20 protein-coding genes are annotated in these 22,005 nt (G+C 70.7%); 5 read left to right on the top strand and 15 right to left on the bottom strand.

The window, feature by feature from the left end; genetic code table 11:
* Positions 1–2 precede the first annotated feature (2 nt).
* The 14 genes from Amac_RS03085 to Amac_RS03020 form a co-directional block, all read right to left on the bottom strand.
* Positions 3–1,733, bottom strand: a complete 1,731-nt coding sequence (locus tag Amac_RS03085; protein WP_170322279.1) for a thiamine pyrophosphate-binding protein — start codon at positions 1,731–1,733, stop codon at positions 3–5.
* Positions 1,734–1,911: 178 nt separating this feature from the next.
* Positions 1,912–2,856, bottom strand: a complete 945-nt coding sequence (locus tag Amac_RS03080) for an acyl-CoA dehydrogenase family protein (RefSeq protein ID WP_155352755.1) — start codon at positions 2,854–2,856, stop codon at positions 1,912–1,914.
* Positions 2,856–4,028 carry an acyl-CoA dehydrogenase family protein gene (locus tag Amac_RS03075; protein ID WP_155352754.1) on the bottom strand — a complete coding sequence of 391 codons (1,173 nt, stop codon included), beginning with the start codon at positions 4,026–4,028 and terminating at the stop codon, positions 2,856–2,858. Before Amac_RS03075 ends, Amac_RS03080 begins: the two co-directional genes overlap by 1 nt.
* Positions 4,025–5,059: an acyl-CoA dehydrogenase family protein gene (locus Amac_RS03070; protein WP_155352753.1), complete on the bottom strand. Its 1,035-nt coding sequence runs from the start codon at positions 5,057–5,059 to the stop codon at positions 4,025–4,027. Before Amac_RS03070 ends, Amac_RS03075 begins: the two co-directional genes overlap by 4 nt.
* Positions 5,056–6,219: an acyl-CoA dehydrogenase family protein gene (locus Amac_RS03065; protein ID WP_155352752.1), complete on the bottom strand. Its 1,164-nt coding sequence runs from the start codon at positions 6,217–6,219 to the stop codon at positions 5,056–5,058. The genes Amac_RS03070 and Amac_RS03065 overlap by 4 nt, the downstream gene beginning before the upstream one ends.
* Positions 6,206–6,997 (bottom strand): SDR family NAD(P)-dependent oxidoreductase, encoded by a 792-nt coding sequence (locus Amac_RS03060; RefSeq protein WP_170322278.1) that lies wholly within the window; start codon positions 6,995–6,997, stop codon positions 6,206–6,208. Before Amac_RS03060 ends, Amac_RS03065 begins: the two co-directional genes overlap by 14 nt.
* A 5-nt stretch (positions 6,998–7,002) precedes the next feature.
* Positions 7,003–8,565: an AMP-binding protein gene (locus Amac_RS03055; protein WP_155352750.1), complete on the bottom strand. Its 1,563-nt coding sequence runs from the start codon at positions 8,563–8,565 to the stop codon at positions 7,003–7,005.
* Complete coding sequence (locus Amac_RS03050) at positions 8,562–9,365, bottom strand: ABC transporter ATP-binding protein (protein ID WP_155352749.1); 804 nt, start codon at positions 9,363–9,365, stop codon at positions 8,562–8,564. The genes Amac_RS03055 and Amac_RS03050 overlap by 4 nt, the downstream gene beginning before the upstream one ends.
* A gap of 5 nt (positions 9,366–9,370) precedes the next feature.
* Positions 9,371–10,111: an ABC transporter ATP-binding protein gene (locus Amac_RS03045; protein WP_218040856.1), complete on the bottom strand. Its 741-nt coding sequence runs from the start codon at positions 10,109–10,111 to the stop codon at positions 9,371–9,373.
* Complete coding sequence (locus tag Amac_RS03040) at positions 10,108–11,160, bottom strand: branched-chain amino acid ABC transporter permease (protein WP_155352748.1); 1,053 nt, start codon at positions 11,158–11,160, stop codon at positions 10,108–10,110. Before Amac_RS03040 ends, Amac_RS03045 begins: the two co-directional genes overlap by 4 nt.
* Positions 11,157–12,026 (bottom strand): branched-chain amino acid ABC transporter permease, encoded by an 870-nt coding sequence (locus tag Amac_RS03035; protein WP_155352747.1) that lies wholly within the window; start codon positions 12,024–12,026, stop codon positions 11,157–11,159. The genes Amac_RS03040 and Amac_RS03035 overlap by 4 nt, the downstream gene beginning before the upstream one ends.
* A gap of 31 nt (positions 12,027–12,057) precedes the next feature.
* The gene (locus Amac_RS03030) at positions 12,058–13,257 is read right to left on the bottom strand and encodes an ABC transporter substrate-binding protein (protein WP_155352746.1); all 1,200 of its coding nucleotides are present in this window, start codon (positions 13,255–13,257) and stop codon (positions 12,058–12,060) included.
* Positions 13,254–14,057 (bottom strand): enoyl-CoA hydratase/isomerase family protein, encoded by an 804-nt coding sequence (locus Amac_RS03025; protein WP_170322277.1) that lies wholly within the window; start codon positions 14,055–14,057, stop codon positions 13,254–13,256. The genes Amac_RS03030 and Amac_RS03025 overlap by 4 nt, the downstream gene beginning before the upstream one ends.
* Before the next feature lie 62 nt (positions 14,058–14,119).
* Positions 14,120–15,631 carry a class I adenylate-forming enzyme family protein gene (locus tag Amac_RS03020; RefSeq protein WP_170322276.1) on the bottom strand — a complete coding sequence of 504 codons (1,512 nt, stop codon included), beginning with the start codon at positions 15,629–15,631 and terminating at the stop codon, positions 14,120–14,122.
* A gap of 113 nt (positions 15,632–15,744) precedes the next feature.
* Here Amac_RS03020 and Amac_RS03015 point away from each other — a divergent pair, with 113 nt between their 5' ends.
* The 5 genes from Amac_RS03015 (at position 15,745) to Amac_RS02995 (ending at position 20,764) form a co-directional block, all read left to right on the top strand.
* Positions 15,745–16,563 (top strand): FadR/GntR family transcriptional regulator, encoded by an 819-nt coding sequence (locus Amac_RS03015; protein ID WP_155352743.1) that lies wholly within the window; start codon positions 15,745–15,747, stop codon positions 16,561–16,563.
* A 26-nt stretch (positions 16,564–16,589) separates the two neighbouring features.
* Entirely contained in the window at positions 16,590–17,408 is an 819-nt protein-coding gene (locus Amac_RS03010) for an enoyl-CoA hydratase/isomerase family protein (protein WP_155352742.1), read from the top strand.
* Positions 17,405–18,487 (top strand): CaiB/BaiF CoA transferase family protein, encoded by a 1,083-nt coding sequence (locus Amac_RS03005; protein ID WP_155352741.1) that lies wholly within the window; start codon positions 17,405–17,407, stop codon positions 18,485–18,487. The genes Amac_RS03010 and Amac_RS03005 overlap by 4 nt, the downstream gene beginning before the upstream one ends.
* A complete protein-coding gene (locus Amac_RS03000; protein WP_170322275.1) occupies positions 18,484–19,428 on the top strand; it encodes an LLM class flavin-dependent oxidoreductase in 945 nt (314 codons plus the stop codon). The genes Amac_RS03005 and Amac_RS03000 overlap by 4 nt, the downstream gene beginning before the upstream one ends.
* Before the next feature lie 178 nt (positions 19,429–19,606).
* Entirely contained in the window at positions 19,607–20,764 is a 1,158-nt protein-coding gene (locus tag Amac_RS02995; RefSeq protein ID WP_155352739.1) for an NAD(P)/FAD-dependent oxidoreductase, read from the top strand.
* Positions 20,765–20,802: 38 nt separating this feature from the next.
* Here Amac_RS02995 and Amac_RS02990 read toward each other — a convergent pair.
* Positions 20,803–22,005 (bottom strand): IS110 family RNA-guided transposase (locus Amac_RS02990; protein WP_155352738.1); only part of this gene is annotated, 1,203 nt, incomplete at its 5' end.

Here is a 22,005-nt window from a genome sequence, read left to right as displayed (position 1 = left end):
CTTCAGGGCCGGGTTCGGTGGAAGTCCATCGGGATCCGGTTCGGGTCGAGTTTGACGTCGACCAGGAGCGGCCAGGTTTCGCTCGCGATCGCGTCCGTGAGGTGCTGGAAGTCGGCGAGCCGGCGGATCTCCACGCCGCGGCCGCCGAGGCTTCTGGCGACCGGGGCGAGGTCAGGCCAGTCGAAGTAGGTCGTGGCGGGGTCGTGGCCGCGCTTGACGAAGTGGTTGTGCTCGGCTCCGTAGCAGCCGTCGTTCAGTACGACGACGAGCAGCTTGAGTCGATGGCGGACAGCTGTCGTGAACTCGGACAGGCCGCCGAGCATGAAGCCCCCGTCACCGCTGACCAGGACGGAGAGCCGGGCCGGGTCGGCGAAGGAGGCCCCCATCGCCAGGCTGAGACCGAGGCCGATCGATCCCATGCTCATCGTGTGCACGTAATCGCGCGGCGACGCGACCGAGACGCGCCGCACCGATTCGAAGAAGATCCGGCCGCCGTCGACGGTGAGCAGGCGATCTTTGGGGAGTAGCGAATCCAGGAGGTCGAGGCTCTCGATGTACTCGACCGTGCCGGGACGCCGGTCGCTGGACGGCGCTGAGCGTGCCGGTCCGGACTCGATGGAGTTCTCCGAGTCTGCGGGGCTGACGACATCCCAGAGCGGCTGGTCGGAATCGATGCCGTCCGCCGCCAGTTCCGCCAGCAGTGCCCGCGCGGTCGGTGCCGCGCTGCCGTGAATGAACGGGGTGGAGCGAGCCTTCGCCGCGTCGGCGTCGATGTGGACGACGCGCTTGCCGTGTGTCGCGGCTCCCTGGGAGGTGGTGTAGGAGTTCAGGCTCGCCCCGATGGCCACGATCACGTCGGCCGCGTCGAAATACGCCGCGGACCGACCGGTGCTGAGGCCTCCGAAGATCCCGAGGTCGGCGGGGTCGCCGCGGAACAGCTCCTTCGCGCGGAGAGTCGTCGCCACCCGGGCGCCCAGGCGGCGGGCGAGGGCGAGCGTCGCGGCGCGGTCGTCTTCGGCGATCGCCCCGCGTCCCGCCAGGATGAGCGGGCGGCGCGCCCGCAGGAGCACGTCCGCCGCCGACCGGACCGCGTCCCGGGCGGGCAGGACCTCCGCCCCGGACGGGCCCGGACGTGCGATCTCGGACGGGAATGGGGACGGGGATCCGGACGGAGACGGGGACGTGGACGTGGACAGGGACGTGGACAGGGACGTGGACAGGGACGTGGACAGGGACGTGGACAGGGAGCATGGCTCGTGCGCGTAGTCGGTGGGGATGCCCACGACGACGGGCTGCGCGGAGCGGCAGGCGCGGCGGAACGCGAGGGAGAGGATGTCGTCCGTGTCGGCCAGGTGCTCGAGCCGCAGATACTCGGCTCCGGACGAGCGCACGATCGCGTCCGTGGGCACGCGCTGCACATTGTCGTCGTCCCAGGACGGCGTCTCTCCAGCGAACAGAACCAGCGGCAGGTGCGATCGTGTCGCGTCGGCGAGCGCCGTGACGGTGTTGGTGACAGCCCCCTGCGTGATCGTGGCGAGGCCCACCCGGCCCGAGACACTGGCGTATCCCGCCGCCATCAGCACCGCGGCGCCCTCGTGGGTCGCGGCGACATAGTGTCCCCCGCGCTGAATGAACGAGTCGACGAAGAACAGGTTGCTGTCCCCCGTCACGCCGAAGAGCGGCGTCTCCAGCTCGGCGCATACCCGAGCGAGCTCTGCGTGGAACGAATTCACCGTTGTCGACCTTTCTCCAGCGAACTGCATCGAACGGGGCAGCGGGAGCCCTTACGTGGGGGCCGCTGTCCGTCGGGGCGGTAGGTGGCGCTGATCTCGCCGCCGTTGCCTCCCGTTGCGCGATCAACCTGACCGGAGCGCCGCCCTGGTGCGGACGCCGCGCGCGGTGCGGGCCGGCTCAGCCTGCGCCCTGCTCTTCCGTGAGGGAGAAGGGCCCGGCGAAGCCGTACTCCTCGATGGCGGTGCGGAGCAGTGCGAGCGTCGTCCCCCGGTCCGTGGGGAGCCGCAGTCCCGGCTGGGCGTGGCGTACGAGGATCGAGATGTCGTACTCGTCGGCGAAGCCGGACGCGCCGTGCAGTTGCTGCGCCACGCGCAGCGTGTGCTTGACGACCCGCTGCGCCTCCAGGCGCACGCTCAGGGCGTCGACCAGCGAGGGGGAGGAGTCGGTGAACGTGCTCCACAGGCTGAAGCGGCACAGCAGGTCCAAGCCCTCCAGCCCGACTGACTGGTCGGCCAGGCTGTGCCGGATCATCTGGAAGTCGCTGAGGGGCTGACCGAACTGCTTGCGGACCTTGGTGTGCCCGATCGCGAGCTTGAGCGCTCGTTGCCCGATCCCGAGCAGGTGGTAGGCCCCGAGCACCAGGCTGAGCCGCCGGTCGAGCACGGTCGCCGTGCCCGCCAGGGGCCGCAGCTTGGCCGTCATCGCGAACGGCGCGATCTTCGAGTCCACGGCGGTGACGGGCTCGGCGTCGAACAGGTCTCCCGCGAGGGTCGCGGCCGTCCACGTCCCGGCGGCCAGGGCGTGATCGATGACGGGATGCTGGGCGTCGACGAGCGCGAAAGGTGTCCCGGGGGAAGTCCGGAGCAGGATCCCGGCCAGGGGGAACGGCACGGCGTGGCTTCCGCCCACCCGGCACAGCTCAGCCGCGGCGACGGCGTCGTCGAGGCCGTCGCGTGGGTCGATGTCGTACAGCCCGATGCTCGCGAGGCATTCCTCCGCTTTGGCGGCGGCGCGCGGGTCGGATTCCGCGTCACGCGCCAGATCTATGCCTCCCGCGCCGCGCAACGCGCTGTCGGCGACGCGTCCGAAGTCGAGCGCCGCTTCCGGCAGTTCTATCCGCATCAGCCCACCGCCGGGCGGCCGAGCAGCTCGCGCGACACGATCTCGCGCTGGATCTCGATGGTTCCGGACGCGACCGTCGCGGCTTGGGCGTATCGCCAGTGGTCTTCGAACGCGCCATGTGATGGTGCGCCAGCAGCGGGGCCGAGGAGGGAACGCGGTCCGAGGAGCTGGGACACCACCTCGGCGACCTGTTGGTCGCAGGTGGTGGCCGCGATTCGTGCCTGACTGGCTTCCAGGTCGACCATTTGGTTCCCTTCCTGCCGTTCCACGACGCGATAGGCCAGCAGGCGGGCCACCCGCACCTGGACCAGAGCGCTGGCCCAGTCGTTTCTGACCCCTTCGTCGTGATCGGTCCATTCGTGGCGGAGAACGTCCCGCAGCAACCACAGCAGCCGTTCGCAGCGTGCGTACCGGGCGATGCCGACACGCTCGTGGGCGAGAGCCGTCCGCATGACGCCCCAACCCGCGTCGACTTCCCCGAGCATCTCGCCGTCAGTTGCGACAACCGAGTCGAAGAAGCACTCGTTCAGGTGGTGCGGGCCGAGCATGGCGCGGACCGGCCGGACCGTGATGCCCTCGCGATCCATCGGAATCAGGAAGAGCGAGATGCCCCGCCGGCCGCTGTCCTTGGGACCCGTCCTGGCGGCGAGTACACACCAGCCAGCCATACCGGCATAGGACGTCCAGATCTTCTGCCCGGTGATCTCCCAATGGTCGCCGACCCGCGTCGCGCGCGTCTGCAGGGAGGCGAGGTCGGAGCCGCTTTCCGGCTCGCTGAACCCCTGGCACCAGATCGCATCACCCGTGGCGATGGGGGGCAGGTGCAGAGCCTTCTGCTCCGCCGTCCCGTACGCCATGATCGCGGGGCCGACCCAGTTCAACCCCATGTACTGGGGCCCCCGTGGCTCGTGGTGCGCCCACATCTCCTCGCGGACGACCGTCTGTTCCCACACGGATCCGTCCGAGCCGCCGAACTCGCGGGGCCAGGCCACCGTCAGCAGTCCTTCGCCGGCGAGCTTGCGCGAGAATTGCTGTGTCATCGCCAGGTCGGCGGGGTCGTCGGTGAAGGCCCCCAGGAAGTCCGCCGGGAAGAACTCGGCCACCATCCGCCGCAGCCTGCCGCGCAGCTCGGCGGCGGATTCCCCCATGGTGAAGTCGAGCACGGTTGTCATCTCCTCTCACCCCGTGCGGGAATATCGGTGCCGAGCGCGGCCAGCAGGCCGTCGGCCACGGCGCGCCGCAGTGATCGGGCGCTGCCGCCGAGTGCCTGGTTGAGCTTGGCTCGCCGTACGAGCAGGTGGCAGGGGTGTTCCCAGGTGTAACCGATGCCTCCGTGAATCTGCAGGGCCAGCCGCGTGACCTCGGCCGCCGCGTCACAGCCGGCCGCCTTGGCCATGGCACCGGACTGGGTGTCGCCGGACGCCACTGCCGCCTCCACCAGCACATCGGCCGACTCGACCAGGACGAACATGTCCACGCAGCGGTGTTTGATCGCCTGGAAGGAACCGATCGGCGCCCCGAACTGCTCCCTGATCTTCGCGTACGCCACGGACAGCGCGAGCGCGCTCTTGGCGATCCCGAGGCTGTCGAGCGCGAGGCCCACGGAGATCCGCCGCTCGACCGCGAGCCTCAGATCGGTCGCCTGATCACCTCGGGCGAGAATCTCGTCGAGCGGAGCGTCGTCCATGACGAGGCGCCAGAACCTGCGCGTCGGGTCGGAGCCGCTCATCTCCTCCAGCCGGGCGCCTTCTCCCTGCGACCTGACCAGGACCGCGACGGGCTCGCCGTCGTCCTCCGCGAAGACGAGCACACGCTCCACGTCGTCCGCGGCGGCCAGGCACCAGGAGACCTCACCCGAGACGCGCCCATCCGCCAGCTTCGGCGCCGCGTCCCGCCGCGGATCGGAGCCCCACGAGCACGCGACCCCGCCAGGATCCGCCGGCAGCACCGGGTTGACGCACAGGCCCGCCAGCAGTTCGCCCGGGCCGAGGGCGCCGCCCAGTTCCTGGATGGCGATCGACGCGAACGCGAACCCGTCGTCCTCGTCCTCCAGGTCCCACCAGCCCAGATCGCGGGACACCTTGCGCAGCCGCTCCGCGTTGGGGGGAAGCGCGCCGCTGGACGCGTACTCGGCGAGCGGCGGCCACGAGTCGGCCAGCACGCGCTGCACGACCTGGCGGAAGCTCGCACGCTCGGCGGTCATCGGGAGCCTCCTCTGGGCAGGCCCAGGATGCGCTCGCCGACGACGTTGCGGAGCACGTCGTTGGCGCCGCCGCCGATGGTCCACTCCCACGAGCTCAGGTAGTCGTCGAACCAGTGACCGGTCTGCCACGCTCCCGACCGGCCGTGCTTCCCTTCGTGCCCGGCCAACCCGGCCATGGCCAGCCCTTCCTTGCTCATGTCCTGCAGCAGCTCGCTGTAGACGAGCTTGAGAATGGAGGCCGCGGCGGTGTCCGTGCCGTCGATCGACGCGTCCAGGACGCGGGCGACCAGGAGCCGGAACGACTCCACCCGCTCGGCGTAGCCGCCCAGCGTCTCAACGGCGGCGGCCCGCTCGCCGGGCGGCAGCGCGGCCACCTCCCGCGTCAGGTACCGCAGGCCGGCGACCATCTCCTCGGATCGCTCCAGCATGGTGAGCCCGCGTTCCTCGCCGAGGGTGGCGTTCGCGGTCCGCCAGCCCTCGTTCTCCGCGCCGACCAGGGCCGTCACCGGAATCACGACGTCGGTGAGGAAGATGTCGGCGAACTCCTGGTGCCCGCTCGCGTTCCTGATCGGCCGGACGGACACGCCGGGAGCCGACAGGTCGAGCAGAAAGTAGGAGATACCCGCTCGTCCCGGTCCTCCCGTGCGGGCCAGCAGCAGGCACATCTGCGCCTGCGTGGCGCCGCTGGACCACGTCTTGTGGCCGTTGAGCACGTAGTGGTCGCCGCGCCGCTCGGCGCGGGTGCGCAGGCTCGCCAGATCGGAGCCCGCGCCCGGCTCCGAGAACGCCTGGCACCACCGCTGCCCGAGGCGGATCGCGGGCAGGTACTCCGCCTGCTGTTCGTCCGAGCCGGCGGTGATGAGCGTGGCCGCGGCGTGGTAGAGCGCGACGAAGTGCAGATCAAGTCGTGGCGCGCCCGCCCGGATGAGCTCACGTGCGATCGTCAGCTGATCGGCTCGCGACCGGCCGCCACCCCAGGCGGCGGGCCAGTGCGGGAAGGCATAACCCTGCTCGGCCAACCGGAGAAACCACGCCCGCTGAAGCTCCGCCCGCTCCGCCGGGTCGGAGGCGGTCATGCGGTCGCGCCAACCCGCGGCGTCCTGGGACCGGCACCAGGCCTGCACCTCGCCAGCGAGATCTGCCTGCTCAGGGAGTGACACGGATCGTTCCCCCGTCCACCTGGAGCGACGCGCCCGCGATCCACGACGCCCGCTCCGAGCACAGGAAGGCGATGGCGTCCGCGATCTCGCGGGCCTCGCCGACCCGCCCCGCCGCGACGGGCTGCAGTTCGAGCATGCGGCGCTCGACCTCCTCGGGGGTCGACCCGAGGCGTTCCGCCTGCGCCTGGTAGCCCGCCACGATTCCCTCAGTCCGGGTGAGGCCAGGGTGCACACAATTGGTCAGGACCCCGTCCTTCGCGTACGCGAGGGCCAGCGACTTCGCCGCGTGGAGGAGCGCGGCCTTCGACGACCCGTACGCCGCCCAGCGCGGGTCGGCCTCCCGGGCGGCCGTCGAGCCCACGAAGACGACGCGCCCCCATTTGCGCTCCCGCATGGCCGGCACGCACTTCATCGCCAGGGCCACGGCGCTGAGCACGTTGAGCTCGTACAGCCGGACCCAGTCCCGCCAGTCGAAGGTGCGCAGCGGGCCGTGCCCGCCGCCGGCCACGCACACCGCCATGTCCACCTGCCCATAAGCCGTGACTGCGGCCTCATACATGCCGTCGGCGGCGCCAGGCTCGGCCGCGTCGGCGACGTGCGCGACGGCGTCAACCCCAGCGGCCCGCAGCCGTGCCACCGCGGCCTCCAGCTCGGATTCCCCCCGAGCCGTCAGGAGCAGCCTGACGCCGGCCCGGCCGAGCTCCTCGGCGGCCGCCAGGCCGATGCCCTTGCTGCCGCCGGTGATGATCGCCACCCGGCCCTCGATGTCCAAGTCCACTGACTTCACTCACCTGTCGTTGAATCGTTGCTGGTCAGGCGGTCCACCACACCGGCGGTCAGGCCCTCGGCCCGCAGCCGCGCCTTCTCCACCTTGTGGGTCGGCGTCCGGGGGAGTGCCGGCAGGACGCGCCAGTACCGGGGGAGCGCGTACCGGGGCAGGTCCTCGGCGGCGCGGGCGATCACCTCGTCCAGGCCGGCTCCGGACGCCAGCACCAGGGCGACCATGACCTCGTCCTCCTCGGCGGCGTCCGGACGGGTGGCGTAGACGGTGCAGTCCATGACGCCGGGCTGCGCGAGCAGCAGGGACTCCACCTCCCACGCCGAGATGTTCTCCCCCTTGCGCCGGATCGCGTCCTTGATGCGGTCGCTGAAGAACAGATCCCCGTCCGGGTTGAGCCAGCCCGAGTCACCCGTCCAGAACCACAGGTCACGGGTGGCCTTCACGGTGTCCTGTTCCCTGCCCAGGTACCCCCGCATGAAGATGTTCGGCCGCTTGGGACGCAGGCAGATCTCGCCGACCTCGCCCGGGTGCGCCTCCTGGCCGTCGGGCCGCATCACCCGCACCGCGAAGAGGTCGCCCTCACGGCCGACGGACCCGACGGGGGAGGGGTCGGAGGACCGGTTGATCGTCGCCATGGGGGCTTCGCTCAGGCCGTACACCTCGGTGATGGCCACGCCGAAGCGGCCCTCGAACCGAGCCCAGACCTCGCGCTGCGCGCCCGCGCCCCAGGCGAGCCTGACCGCGTGGTCACGCGCCTGGTCGGCGCTGAGCTCCTGGGACGCCTTGAGGATCATCCCCAGCACGGAGCCGAGGTAGTTGAACGCGGTGATCCCGCCCGCGCGGCAGATCTCCCAGAAGCGCGAGCTGCTGAACGCGCGGTCCAGCTGGAAGCCGCACCCGGCGACGAGCGCGGCGGCGACGCCCGTGTACCGGGCGTTCTGGTGGTAGAGCGGGAAGAAGTTGAGCAGGGCGTCGCCGGGACCGTAGCCGTTGAGCCGCGCGACGGCGCGGGCCAGCTCCACACACGACTCCTGCGAGTGATGCACGCCCTTGGACGGCCCGGTGGTGCCGGAGGTGTAGAGGACCACACCTGACGACGTGGCAGAACGCAGCTTCCCGTAGTCCGCCGCGCCCGACGCGGGAGCCAGCGGGTGGACCATCGTTCTCCCCAGGACCTCCTCCGCCGCGTCGGACACCAGGACGTGGCGGACGTCGGTGCCCTCGACGCACGCCAGCACGGTGGCCAGATGCTGGGCGTCGCAGCAGACGACCTGCGCTCCCGAATCGCGCAGCAGGAAGGTGAGCAGCTCGCCGCGGTAGTTGGTGTTGAGCGGCACCTCCAGGCAGCCGAGCAGCGCCGACGCGAACCAGACGGCGATCGCCTCCTCGCTGTTGTCCATGTAGGTCGCCACGCGGGACGAACTGTCGACCCCGAGCGACCGCAACTGCTCGCCGACGGCGTTCACCCGCCCCATCAACGACGCTTTCTGCACGTCGGCGCCGTCCACCCGGAGACCGGCGTCGCCGCTCAGCCAGGTGTCCAGAAGCCGCGGAAGGGGATTCACTCGCTTTCCACCTGTTCTTTCGAGCCGCGCCCGATGTAGGCCGCGACGACCTCCGGCGAGTTCAGCACCGTCTCCGGCGGCCCGGCGGCGAGTACGGCCCCCGCGGCCAGCACCACGACATCCGAGCAGAGCTGGTTGATCACACGCATGTCGTGCTCCACCACGACCAGCGTCGGCCCGCCCTCCACCCGGAGACCGGCGAGGACCTCCACCACCTCCTCCTTCTCCGCGCGCGACAGCCCGGCCGCCGGTTCGTCCAGGAAGATGCAGCGCGGGTCGCTGACCAGCGCCCTGGCCAGGTCGACCCGCTTCTGGATGCCGTAAGGAAGCTCCTTGACGGGCCGGAAGGCGTACTGCGCCAGACCGACCCGTTCGAGCGCGTGCAGCGCCCGTTCGCGCGCGGCCCGCTCGGCCCTGCGGGCCCTGGGCAGGCCGAGCGCCGCCGAGACCAGGCCGGTACGCAGGCCCACATGGTCGCCCACCATCACGTTGTCCACCGCCGAGAGCTCGCGGACCAGCTGGGCGCCCTGGTAGGACCGGCTGATCCGGCGGAGCGCGAGTTGATGGGGTTTGATCCCGGTCGTCCGGTCGCCGTACAGGTAGACCTCGCCCGAGCTCGCGGGCACGAGCCCGCTGACGCAGTTGAGCAGCGTGCTCTTGCCCGCGCCGTTGGGGCCGACCAGGCCCGAGGTCTGCCCCGCCGCGAACGCCACGGTGACGCCGCACACGGCGTGCGTGCCGCCCAGCCAGACGTCGAGGGCCTCGGTACGCACCGCGTCGTTCTTCGCTTCAGCCGACATCGCCGTCACATCTCCAGGCCGAGGTAGGTCTGCCGTACCCGCTCGCTGCCGAGCACGTCGCCCGCGGGGCCGCTCAGCACCACGGAACCGGTCTCCAGCACGTACGCGTTGTCCGAGATGCTCTGCGCGGCGCGCACGTTCTGCTCGACCACCAGCAGCGTCGTGCCCCAGGACGCCACCACCGAGCGCAGCATGTCGAAGACCATCTCGACCGCGATCGGCGACAGGCCCAGCGAAGCCTCGTCCACCATCAGCAGCCGCGGCTTCAGCAGCAGCGAGCGCGCGATGCCCAGCAGCTGCCGCTCGCCGCCGCTGAGCTGACCGGCGGGCAGGCTCAGCCGCTCGGCGATGAACGGGAACATCGCGGTGACCTCGTCGACCAGCGCCCGGCGCGCCGCCCTGCCGCCGGACATGGGGACGGCCCGGAGATTCTCGTCCACGGTGAGGCTCGCGAAGACCTTGGCCTCCTCCGGCACGAGCACCAGCCCGCGCCTGGCCATGGCGCGTGGCGACAGGCCCGTGACGTCCGCGCCTGCGAACGTCACCCGCCCGCCGCGCACCCGTCCCGGCTCGCTCGACGCGAACCCGCCGATCCCGCGCAGCAGGGACGTCTTGCCTGCCCCGTTGGCGCCCAGCACGAGACAGACCTCGCCCTCGCGTACGACCAGGTCCACGCCGTCCACCGCGACGCTGTCGCCGCCGTACGAGACGGTGAGGGACCGGACCTCCAGCAGCGGGCCGTTCATCGCGCCCCCTTCCGGGACGGCAGCCGCAGGGCCGCCACTCGCTGGCCGAGACCGGCCAGGCCGTCCGGGCGCCAGACCAGGAACACCACGACCAGAGTGCCGTAGATGATCAGCTGGAAGTCGCCCAGATTCTGCTGGAGGAACCCCGCCACCACCGCGTCCGAAGGCAGCAGCGCGATGGCCCGGGACAACATGGGCGGCAGCAGGACGACGAAGCACGCGCCGGCGATGGCTCCGCCGCTCGAGCCCATGCCGCCGATGATGACCATCGCGATGTACTGGATGGCCAGCTCCAGCGTGAAGTTCTCGATGTAGACCGCCTGCTGGAAGTACGCGAGGAACGTTCCCGACATCGAGATGATCGCGGAGGAGACCACGAAGGCCGCCAGCTTGTAGGCCGGCAGCGAGATGCCCTGGCTCGCCGCCGCCAGCGGCGTGTCCCTGATCAGCATCCACGCGCGGCCGAACTTGCTCCTCTTGAGGTTCTCGACCAGCCGCCAGGTGGCGAGCACCACCACGACGAGCACCGCGTACCACTTGATGGCGTTGTCGATGAGCAGGCCGCCGATCGAGGCCGTCGGGAGGAAGAACCCCGCCGACCCCACCGCCCGGGTCTGGTACTCGTTGAACACGAAGATGAGGATGAAATGCAGGGCGAGGGTGGCGATGGCCAGGTAGATGCCCGACACCCGGAGCGCCGGCAGTCCCGCGAGCAACCCCACCACCGCTCCGACCAGCACCGAGCCGACGAGCACGACCAGGAAGGGCAGCTCCAGCTGGACGGCTCCGATGGCCGCCCCGTACGCGCCCAGCGCCAGCAGCGCGCTGTTCCCCGCCGTCACCAGGCCGACGAACCCGGTGACCAGCGTCAGGGCGAGCGCCCCCAGCGCCGCGATCAGGGCGGTGGTCACCAGGGAGAGCTGGTAGTCCCGCAGCGCGAGCGGCAGGACGCAGACCAGGGCCAGGATCGCGATCCGCCGCAGCGCCTGGCCCCGACCGCCTTCGCTCATGGTCGTGGCGGTGTTGAAGAGGGTCCGTACCGTCGTCATACCCGCTGCACCTGCTTGTCTCCGAACAGTCCCTGGGGCCGGATCAGCAGCACCACGAGGATGACGATCCAGGCGGCCACGTCCTGAAACGAGCCGCCGAAGACCTTGGTGCCGAACGTCTCGGCCAGGCCCACGATCAGGGCGCCGGGAATCACGCCCCGGACGCTGGTGAGGCCGCCGATCAGGGCCGGCGCGAGACCGCGCATGCCGAGCGCCTCCACGCCGTGGAAGCTCAGCGCGGTCTGGTACGCGTACATGATCCCCGCGATGGCCGCCACGGTGAGCGCCATCGCCCACCCCAGAACGTAGACCCAGTCGACGGCGATGCCGCCCTGCGCGGACAGCACCGGGTTCTCCGCCGCCGCCCGCATGCGGATCCCGACGGTCGAGAACTTGAAGAAGGTGTGCGCCGCGGCGAACACCAGGACGGCGGCCCCGAGCCCGCACAGGCCGTAGAGGGTGGTCGTCGCCTGGTCGCCGAAGGTGACCACCTGGCTCGGCACCGGTTCCCGCATGACGCGCGCCTCGGTGCCCCAGATCAGGGAGCTGACCCCCTTGAGCGCGCTCGCCAGGCCGAGCGTGGCCACCACCAGCGCGAACTCGGGCTGCCCCGACAGCTTCTTGAACACCACCCAGTGCGTCACGCCGCCGAGCGCGGCCACGGTGGCCAGGGTGCCGAGCACCACCACCGGCCACGGCAGCTGCCAGCTGGTCGCGAACTGGTTGAAGATGAACGCCCCGATCGCCAGCTGGGCGCCGGTGGCCAGGTTCAGGATGCCGTTCGTCCGCCGGAGCAGCACCCAGGCGAATCCCACCAGAGCGTAGATGGCCGACAGCGTCAGCGCGCCGAGCAGGAGGGTCAGCATCGGCGGACCCTCCGCCGCGAGAGAAAAACGATCATGAGACGGCCTTGACCCAGTCCGTCAGCGGCTTGGCCTGGTCGGCGCTCTGGTCCCAGGTGAAGAAACGCACGGTCTTCACCAGCTCGTGGCTGTCGGCGCTCACCTGCAGCGGCCCGGAAAGGCCGTTCGTGTCGATATCGCCGAGTTTCTCCAGGGCGTTCCGGAAGCTCTCCCCGGTCGGACACTGCGCGCCGCAGGCCTGGAGCGTCTTCTCCAGCAGGGAGCCGGCGACCCAGCCCTGCGTGAAGTACGGGTTGGTCATGTTGTTCGCCTCGCCCGCCTTGGTCGCCGCCGCCTTCATCGCGTCGACGGCGGCGTTGCCCGTCTCGGTCGGGCTCGCGTAGGTGCGGAACGCCGCGTACTTGTCGCCGAGCTGCTTCAGGGTGGCGTCGGACGAGCCCGCCCACTGGTTCACCACGAGCACGTCCACGCCCTGCGCGCGCAGACCGCGCACCGCGACGAGCGATCCAGCGTCGTTGTGGCTCATCAGGACGTAGTCGGGGTTGCTCGCCTTGATCTCGGACGCCTGCGCGGTCACGTCGGTGGGCGCCACGGGCATGTACTGGACCGTCGCTTCCGTCCAGCCACGACTGGCGATGTCCTGGGTCGCGAGTTTCACCATGTCGCGGTTGGAGGGGGTGTCGACGGAGAAGACGGCGATGCGCGGCTTGGCGATCCCGTCCTCCTGCGCGCGGGTGGCGAGGTAGTTCAGGATGGCCGACTCCAGGCGTTCCGCCCGGAGCTCGTAGGAGAAGTAGTAGGACTGGACCGGATCGAAGAGGCTGGCAGGCCCGCCGAGACCGACGATCGGCATCTTGTTCTGGGTGGCCACGGGCAGCGTGGCCAGACTGAGGTTGGAGAGGATGAAGCCGAACGTGGCCAGCCGCTTCTCCGACGCGAACTGCTGGACGTTGGCCCGGCCCTTGGCGACGTCGGAGCCGTCGTCGAGGACCTTGAGGTCGATCTTCTTGCCGTTCACCCCGCCCCGGCTGTTGAGGTCGGCGACGTAGGCCTGGAACCCGGCCGCCGCCGGTTTGCCGTTGAAGGAGATCGCGCCGGACAGGTCCATGGACATCCCGATGGGGTAGTCACCCTCGGCCGAGGATTCGGACGCGCCGCCGCAGCCCGCCAGAATCAGCGTCGCCGCGAGGCCGGCCGCCAGGGCGGCGGCGGCCGGAGTGTTCTTGTGAATCACTGGTCGTTCCCTTCATCACCTTGTGGAACTTGTGGGACATCCGGCTTCACTCTCGCCCCGAACCTTTGGAGATGAAGTCGTGCTTCCTCGCTCAGGAGCGAGTCGTAGGCATCGCTCATGGACGGCAGCGGCATCGCCTCGTTGAAGATCGACTTCAGCTTCGCGATGGCCGCCTGCGAGGATTGTTTGAGCTGGTCGAGCAGGGTGCGTACCCGGACGTCCAGGTCGCCGGAGTCCTCGGCGACCTCGGACAGCAGCCCCGCCCGCATGGCCTCCTCGGCCGTGAACGGCGAACCCGTGTACATCCAGCGGCGCAGCACGGCGTCCGGAACCCGCCCCCGGAGCAGGCGCGGCAGGTGCCCGTCCACGATCCCCACCCGGGCCTCCGGGATGGCGAAGGTGGACGTCGCCGTGGCCAGGCGCAGATCGCACATCATGGCCAGGGTGAGCCCGCCGCCCATGCACAGGCCGTCGATGACCGCGACAGTCGGCTTCGGAACCTGCCGCAGCGCCTCGAACGGCAGATCGTCCTCGTAGGACAGGATCGCCGCGGGGTCCGCGGACGAGAGCAGCGCCAGCATCTCCTTGAGGTCGCCGCCGACGGCGAAGGCCCCGGCCGAGCCTTGGACGACGAGGGCGTCGATGGAGGTGTCGGTGCGTACGGCACGAGCCACATCGCGCACCGCCGCGTACATCTCGCGGTTGAGGGCGTTCTTCGCCCGCGGCCGGTCGAGCGTCAGCCACGCGACACGATCCGCCACCTCGACGCGGACGAAGGTCGACGACGGCGTGGATATCACGATGCGGCTCTCCTGACTTGTGAGGTTGGTGACGGCTATCTAAGCTATCTTTTAGAAGATAGTCAACGGCTTGGAGTGAAGCAGCCGGGCCCGCAGGCCTGGTGCGCCGCGGCGAGCAGGCCGCGCTCCACCTTGCCGGTCACGCCTCTCGGGAACTCCTCCGCCGCCAGGACGTGCACCGCCTGAGGGCGCTCGAAGCGGGCGAGAGTGGCCGTCGCGGACTCCAGCACCGCGCGCGCGTCGGCCTGGTGGGCCAGTGCCACGTAGGCCGCCGGCACCTGCCCGAACCGCGGGTGGGCCGCCGGGATGACCGTCGCCTCGGCGATCGCGGCATGGCTCAGCAGGGCACGCTCGATGGTGGCGGGGTACACGTTCTCGCCGCCGCACTTGAACATGCGCCCGCGCCGTTCCACGAAGACGAGCGCGCCGTCGGCCCCGGGGCGGACGAGGTCTCCGGTCCTGAACCAGCCGTCCGTGAACTCCGCCCTCGACACGCTACCCGCCGACCAGTAGCCGCTGAACAGCGTCGGGCCGCGCAGCCAGAGCTCACCGGTCGAGCCCGGGTCGACGTCCCCGCCGTCGGCGTCCACGACCCGGTGCTGGCAGAACAGCGTGGGGCGTTTGTCGAGAAGCGGCTGGTCGCCGACCCAGGTGAGCCTCGACGCGCCGGGGACGAGACCCGCTTCCGTGCTCCCGAACGTGTTCAGGAAGGGCGCCCCCAGGCGGCGCTCGGCTTCGCGGAGCTGCTCGGCGGGGACCAGGTCCGCCATCGCGCCCGCGCACCTGAGCGAGCGCGGGCGCCGGGCGCCCAGCGCGCCGAGGACGTCGTCGATCACGCCGGGGATCAGGAACAGCCAGCCCACCTCGCGGGTGACCAGCTCAGTCGCGATGAGGTCGGCGTCGAAGCGTTCGAGGAGCACGAAAGTGCCGCCCAGGATGAGCGTGGCGTACAGGTAGTCGGCGGAGGAGATGTGGAAGAGCGGCGCCCAGCCGATGAAGGCGTCGGACGGCTCGACGCCCAGTTCGGCGTGGAGCACCAGCGCGCGGGCCACCATCGCGGCCTGGGAGATCGCCACGCCCTTGGGCCGGCCCGTCGAGCCGCTGGTCGACATGATGGTGATCAGGTCGGAGCCCTGGACCGCGTGCGGGTTGATCCCGTTCGCCCCGGACGCGCCGAGCCCCAGCCACCGGGGATCGCCCTCGTCGAGGTCCACCACCGCGACGTCCGTGGCGGCCCGCGCCACCTGGGCGAACGTGTTCGTCGCGAAGACCGCCTTCGGCGCGAGATCCGCCACGACCGCCGTGGCCGCCTCGGCCGAGAGCCGCCAGTTCACCGGTGCGATGACAGCGCCGGCCGTGGCCGCGGCCACCATGAGCAGCGCCACCTCGAGCCGGTTCGGCGCGAGCACCGCCACCCGATCGCCGCGCCCGACCCCGAGCTCGCGAAGCGCCCGGCCCACCGCCCCCGCGCGGCGATAGAGCTCCCGGTAGGAGAGCTGCGCCTCCGCCGTGGCGAGCGCCGTCCGGTGGGGGCGCTCGCGACAACGTTGCCAGAACGCGTGCGCGAAGGTCATCTGAGCGCAACCTTCAGTCGTCATCATCGTCTCCTGACTGGTCCACCACAACCCGCTAACTGTGTTATCTTTGTACAGTAAGTTCCCGTGACGGTGGAAGAGAAGGAGGCTGCGTGAGCAGCGACTCCGACCTAATCCGGCAGCCCGCCGGAACCCTCCCGCAGATGGCCCAGCCCGCCATCGCGGACATGGTGGCGGATCTGATCCGGAACAGGATCATCAGCGGGGAACTGCCGGAGGGCTCGCTCCTGCCGCGGCAGGAGGAGATGATGCGCGAGCTCAACGTGAGCCGGCCGTCGTATCGGGAGGCGCTGCGCATCCTGGAGGCGGAGGGGCTCGTGTCGGTGCGGCGCGGGAACCAGGGCGGGGCGGTGGTCCACGCGCCGTCCCAGATCAGCACCACCTACAGCTTAGGACTCCTGCTCCGCTTCCAGCAGGTCACCGTCGGCGACCTGGCGGACGCCATCAGCGAGATCGAACCGCTCTGCGCCGGGGTCGCGGCGTCCCGTCCCGACCGGCAGCGCGAAGTCGTCCCGCAGCTCAACGAGCTGGTGGACAAGCAGGAAGGCGCGCTCGGCGTCGCGCACCAGTTCACCCTCATCGGCCGGGAGTTCCACGAGACGCTCGTCCGGCTGTGCGGGAACGCGACGCTCACGCTGACGGCCGGAGCCCTCGCGGGCCTCTGGTCGACGCAGGAACTCGAGTGGGCCGACGTCGTCGCCATCACGGCCAGCTACCCCGCGCTGGAGCAGCAGCGCCGGGTCCTGCAGACCCACCGCATGATCATCGCGGCTATCGCGGCTGGGGACAGGCAGCAGGCGACGACGCTGATGCGCGCCCACTCCCTGGCGTCGCACCACCACGTCCTGGCGGAGCGGGAGCACCTTCCGGTCACGCCGCTGACGCATTCCAGGGCGACCGGCGGGCGTTAGGCGTACCAACCATCGAGGAGTTTCCCATGCCTGTGCCGTTCGGCGCCCTGCCCGAGGATGCCGACGCCGATCTGCTGTTCGACGTCGCCGACGGCATCGCGCGTATCACCCTGAACCGTCCCGCCCGTGGGAACTCGCTCACCGTGGCGATGTTTCCGCAGTTCCGCGCCGTCTGGGAGGAGGTGCGGATGAACGCCGAGATCCGTTGTGTGATCATCACGGGGGCGGGTGGCAGGCACTTCTGCACCGGTGTCGACGTCGACTCCGTGGCGGAGACCGGGCGGGTCGCGATGGGCAGCGGGAACATCTCCGACGAGCTCCACTTCACCTCCCGCCAGAACCGGGTGTGGAAGCCGGTCATCTGCGCGGTCAACGGGCTGGTGGCCGGCGGCGGCCTGCACTTCGTCGTCGACAGTGACATCGTGGTCGCCGTCGAACACGCGGAGTTCCTCGACACGCATGTGAACGTGGGGCAGGTGGGCGGCATCGAGAACACCGGCCTGGCCAGGCGGCTCCCACTCGGTACGGCGCTGCGCATGACGCTTCAGGGGCGTAACTTCCGCCTTCCTGCGGCACGGGCGTACCAGCTCGGCCTGGTCGACGAGCTGACCGCGCCCGATCAGCTCATGGACACGGCGCTGCAGATCGCCCGGGACATCGCCGCCAACTCGCCGCAAGCTGTGTCCCTGTCCCAGCAGGCCGTGTGGGCGTCGACGGAGATGCCCTATTCCCAGGCCGCCGAATACGGCTGGTCACTTGTACGGTCCCATTGGTCGCACCCGGATTTCGTGGAGGGACCGCGCGCGTTCGCCGAGCGCCGTGAGCCCCGGTGGACGTCCGGATGAGTTCCGGACCTCTGGCGGGAATCGTCGTCGTCAGCCTGGCCGAGCAGTACCCCGGGCCCTTCGCCACCATGGTGCTGGCCGACCTCGGCGCGCAGGTGACCATGGTCGAGCGGCCTTCTGGTGACCCCACTCGGCGTCACCCGGCGCTCTTCCGGGCATTGAACCGCAACAAGCGGTCCATCGTGCTCGATCTCAAGACCCTGCGGGGGCAAGCGGCCCTGAGGTCGATGCTGGCGGACGCCGATGTGTTGATCGAGGGCTTCCGGCCCGGCGTGATGGGACGGCTGGGCTTCCCCCCGGAAGAGCTTCGGCGGGATTTCCCGGACCTGGTGATCGCGTCGGTGTCGAGTTACGGGCAGACCGGGCCGGATCGTGAACTCGGCAGCCACGACCTCACCGTGCAGGGGCGGGCCGGGTTGCTGGATGGGGCTCGCGACGGTGTCGGCGTGGTCCCGACGGCCGATCTCGTGGCGGGAGCCTTCGCCGTCATCGGGGTGCTGAGCGGTCTGGTCGCACGTCAGGCTCGCGGCGGGTCGCACGTCGATGTCTCGATGCTCGACTGCCTGGTGGCCTGGCAGGCGGTGCGGATGGCCGGATACCTGACGGGCGATGAGACCACGGGTTATCCGCCTCGGGAACCGGCATACGGGGTGTTCCAGTGCGGGGACGGCGGTTCGGTGACGCTTGCGATCGCCGGGGAGGACCCGCAGTGGGCCACGCTCTGCGATGTGCTGGAGCTGGGCGATCTCGGTGAACTCCGCACCGGCGAACGGGAGGGCCGCGCCGACGAGTTGCGAACACTTCTGAGCCGTGCGCTCGCCGCACGAGATTCCGGCGACGTCATTCGCCGACTTGAACAGCGGGGTGTCAGCTGCGGTCACGTGCGCCGTCCCTCGGACGTGCTCGGTGACCCGCAGGTCAAGGCACGACGGCTCCTGCTCGACGTCTCGTCAGGCCACCAGTCCGTCCGGCAACCGTTGCTCTTCGACGGCCAGGCCATCACCGCATGTCCCGGCGCTCCGGCGCTGGGCGAGCACAACGAGCTCTATGGCCTCGATCCGGTTCAGGCCGACCGATGACGGCTGCGTCGCCGCGCAGGGCCTGCGCGGTGGGGATCGCGATACAGCCTGACCTGCTCACCACGACCGATCTCGCCCAGTTCGCCCAGGCCGTCCGCGACGCCGGCCTCGATCACGTGTCGGTGGGCGATCACGTCAGCTATCGGGGCGGCCAAGGTATCGATGGTCTCGTCGCGGCGGCGGCGCTCCTGGCGGCCGGACCCGACCTCCACGTGGTCGTCGGCGCCTTCCAGCTGGCGCTGCGGCACCCGCTCGTCGCCGCTCGGCAGCTCGCCACCGTGACCTCGTTCGCGCCAGGACGTCTCGTCCTCGCCGTCGGGGCGGGCGGCGACGACCCCAGGGAGGTCTCCAACTGCGGCGTCGACCCCCGTCGCCGCGGCGAGCGCCTCAACGAAAGCCTCGACGTGCTGACCCGGCTGATGCGCGGTGAGGTGGTCGACCACCACGGCGCGCACTTCGACCTGGAGCAGGCGTCGATCGCGACCACGGGTCCCACCCCGCCCCTGGTGATCGCCGGATCCGGCGAGGCGGCCATCGAGCGCGCGGCCACCTACGGATCCGGCTGGCTGGGCTTGCTGTGCACGCCGCGCCGGTACCACGAGACACGCCGGGAGATCGTCCGGCGTGCGGCGGCCTTGGGCCGTCCCGCTCCGGACTGGTTCGGTCTCAATGTCTGGTGCGCGTCCTCCCGGGGACAGCTCGAGTCGAGCCTCAGTCGTTGGTTCGGCCCTGCCGCTCCTCGCCTGCTCCACCTGTGTGGCATGGGGGAGGACTCCCAGATCGCCGCGTGGCTGGCGGACTACGTCGCCGCCGGAGCGACCCACCTGAGTATTTCGGTTCCGGCGGCCGAGGCGATCGAGGCCGTCGAACGGGTCGCCATGCTCGCCGAACTACTCACCGAGCAGATCGAGGACGCTGTCGCGCATCCGGACTCGAATTAGCGAGTAGGGCGTTGGCGAGGTCGGCCATACCGCCCGCCTTGAATACGCGCGCGCTCGGCATCCCTCTCACCAGCGTCTCCCAGTGGGCCCAGCAGCACCTGCGGCCCTGGGGCACTAACTCTTGACAGATTAAGCCACTTTTCCTACCTTTTTACTAGGAAATATGGGAGGTCGTGGCATGACGTACGACATCGGAATCATCGGGGCCGGTGTGCACGGCGCGGCCGCCGCGTTTCACCTCGCCCGGCGCGGCGCGTCCGTGGTCGTGTTCGATCAGGGCCCGATCTCGGGCGGCCCCACCGGGCGCTCGGGCGGCATCTGCCGGGCCTACTACACCGACCCGTTCCTGGCGGAGACGGCGCGTGACGGCATCGCGTTCCTGGCCGACTTCGAGGAGCGCACCGGCGGGCACCAGTCCGGGTTCCGCCGGACCGGCGCGTTCTACCTGCACGGCCCCGACGACGTCGCGGCGGCGGCCGAGACCGCCGCGCGACTCGGCTCGCTCGGCGTCGACAGTGAGCTCGTCGGCGCCGACGCGTTGCCCGCCACGCTGCCGAACCTGGACCTGGACGGTGTGGCCGTCGCGGTCTGGGAGGCGAACGCCGGATACGCCGACCCGTACGCAACGACGGTCGGGCTGGCCGCGGCGGCGCGGCGCCACGGGGCGGTGTTCCACCCCCACCGACCGGCCGTCGCGCTGACCGAGGAGAGCCGCGGGGCGGCGGTGACCACGTCCGACGGCCGGGTGCACCGATTCGCACGACTGCTCGTGGCCGCGGGGCCGTGGACCGCCGCCCTGCTGCGGCCGCTCGGCGTGGACCTGCCGCTGACCGTGGAACGGCACGTCGTGGCCGTCGCCGAGCATGACCCCGCCGACACCGCCGAACTCGTGCCACACGTCCTGATCGACATCCCCGGCGGCTACTACACGACCCCGCAGCCCCGCACCCAGTACCTGACCGGCGGTGTCATCCCTGGCTCCGCCGCCGACCCCGGCGACTTCCCCGGCCCGCTCCCCGGTGAGCTGGACAAACTCGCCGCGGCCTCCGCCGCTCGTTCGGCCGCCCGCCGCCGCGCCACGGTGATCGGCGGCTGGGCCTCGGTCTACGACGTGAGCCCGGACTGGCAGCCGGTCGCCGGTCAGGTCAGCGAGCACGTGTTCGTCGACGCGGGCACCAGCGGCCACGGTTTCAAACTCGCACCCGCCTGGGGCGACCACGTCGCCCGGCTGCTTCTGGACGACCCCGACCCCCGCTTCGCCGCCTTCACTCCCTCCCGCTTCGCGACCGGCGGCGAACTGGCCGCCGGCTTCGGCGCGGCCCGGATCATCGGCTGACCCACCGAGGAGGCCCCATGACACTCCCTGTGTCAACCTCAGGCAGCGATCGGCTCCATGAGCGCCGCTGCGGCCCCGTGTTTGGCGGGGTCGTAGACAACACCGTCGAGCCAGCAGCGCCAGATCACGCGGATCCAGGCGCGGGCCAGAACGCGGACCGCGTGGGGATGATCCTTGCCCGCTTTGCGGGCTTGGGTGTAGATCTTCGCGGCCCAGGGGCTGGCATGCCGGCTGTTGTCGGCGAAGGTCGTCAAGGCGAGCCGGAAGCGTTTGTTGCAGGCCCAGCGGAAATGCACGGCCCGATGTTTGCCGGACTCCTTGGTCACCGGGGTGCAGCCCGCCAGGGCGGCGACGGAGTCGGGACTCTCGTAGGCTTGGCGGCAGTCGCCCCACTCGGCGAGTATCTGGGCGGCGTTGATCTGACCCGACCTTGGCAGCGACGTGAAGATCTCGCCGTCCGGATGCTCCCCGAGGTGGGCGGCACACGAGCGGTCCAGGTCCTTGACCGCGGCGTTAAGTGCCTTGAGCACGGCGGCCAGGCCCAAGACGGCGTCACGCAGCGCTTCGGTGAGGGCCTCGCCCCTGGCCCCGGCCGGGGCCGAGCGGAGCCGTTGCAGCAGCACGGCGGCGGGGCGGCGGCCGGAGTAGCCGTGCTTGGTCATGAACGCCCGCATGCGTTTTTCGCCGAGGTGGCGGGCGGCGTCGGGGGTGGGGTAGCGGGTCAGGAATTCCAGGCTGATCGGCGACTCGAGGTCGGCGAAGACGGCTTTGGCGCCGGGCCAGTGGTCATCCAGCAGGGCGGCCAGCTGGTTGGTGGCCGCCACCCGCGCCTCGACCAGGTCGGTGCGAGTCCGCACGACCGTCCGCAGCGCGCGGGTCTGGTCGGAGTAGGGCAGGGCCACCCGCAGCCGGTGTTGCCGCAGCCGCAGGTAGTCGGCGATCACGGCGGCGTCCCCGGCGTCGGACTTCGCCCCGGACGGCACCTCGCCGTCCCGCCAGGCCTTGATGGCGTTGGGGGACACCGGGACGACCGGGTGCCCTGCCTCCAGCAGCAGATCGACCAGACGGCCGTTCGGTCGTTCGATCGCGATCTGCACGTCGGCGGCGTCGGCGAGTTTGGCCAGGCGGCGGATCAGCATCGCGATCCCGTCCGCGGTGTGGGCGATGGTGAACCGGTCGGCGATCGTCCCGGTGGCGTCCATCACGCAGACGGCGTGGACCTCGGTGGCCCAGTCCAGTCC

It is taken from the genome of Acrocarpospora macrocephala (assembly GCF_009687865.1).
GTDB classification, from domain to species: domain Bacteria; phylum Actinomycetota; class Actinomycetes; order Streptosporangiales; family Streptosporangiaceae; genus Acrocarpospora; species Acrocarpospora macrocephala.
Note: the sequence above shows the minus strand (reverse complement) of the source record. Positions and strands in the feature narration are given on the sequence as shown.

What these genes read in the sequence shown, in the direction of transcription:
- Amac_RS03010 (WP_155352742.1), top strand. Translation starts at nt 16,590, where the DNA reads ATGCCTGTGCCGTTCGGCGCCCTGCCCGAGGATGCCGACGCCGATCTG.
- Amac_RS03000 (WP_170322275.1), top strand. Translation starts at nt 18,484, where the DNA reads ATGACGGCTGCGTCGCCGCGCAGGGCCTGCGCGGTGGGGATCGCGATA.
- Amac_RS03050 (WP_155352749.1), bottom strand. Translation starts at nt 9,365, where the DNA reads ATGTCGGCTGAAGCGAAGAACGACGCGGTGCGTACCGAGGCCCTCGAC.
- Amac_RS03075 (WP_155352754.1), bottom strand. Translation starts at nt 4,028, where the DNA reads ATGACAACCGTGCTCGACTTCACCATGGGGGAATCCGCCGCCGAGCTG.
- Amac_RS03070 (WP_155352753.1), bottom strand. Translation starts at nt 5,059, where the DNA reads ATGACCGCCGAGCGTGCGAGCTTCCGCCAGGTCGTGCAGCGCGTGCTG.
- Amac_RS03005 (WP_155352741.1), top strand. Translation starts at nt 17,405, where the DNA reads ATGAGTTCCGGACCTCTGGCGGGAATCGTCGTCGTCAGCCTGGCCGAG.
- Amac_RS03045 (WP_218040856.1), bottom strand. Translation starts at nt 10,111, where the DNA reads ATGAACGGCCCGCTGCTGGAGGTCCGGTCCCTCACCGTCTCGTACGGC.
- Amac_RS03080 (WP_155352755.1), bottom strand. Translation starts at nt 2,856, where the DNA reads ATGCGGATAGAACTGCCGGAAGCGGCGCTCGACTTCGGACGCGTCGCC.
- Amac_RS02995 (WP_155352739.1), top strand. Translation starts at nt 19,607, where the DNA reads ATGACGTACGACATCGGAATCATCGGGGCCGGTGTGCACGGCGCGGCC.
- Amac_RS03040 (WP_155352748.1), bottom strand. Translation starts at nt 11,160, where the DNA reads ATGACGACGGTACGGACCCTCTTCAACACCGCCACGACCATGAGCGAA.
- Amac_RS03020 (WP_170322276.1), bottom strand. Translation starts at nt 15,631, where the DNA reads ATGACCTTCGCGCACGCGTTCTGGCAACGTTGTCGCGAGCGCCCCCAC.
- Amac_RS03035 (WP_155352747.1), bottom strand. Translation starts at nt 12,026, where the DNA reads ATGCTGACCCTCCTGCTCGGCGCGCTGACGCTGTCGGCCATCTACGCT.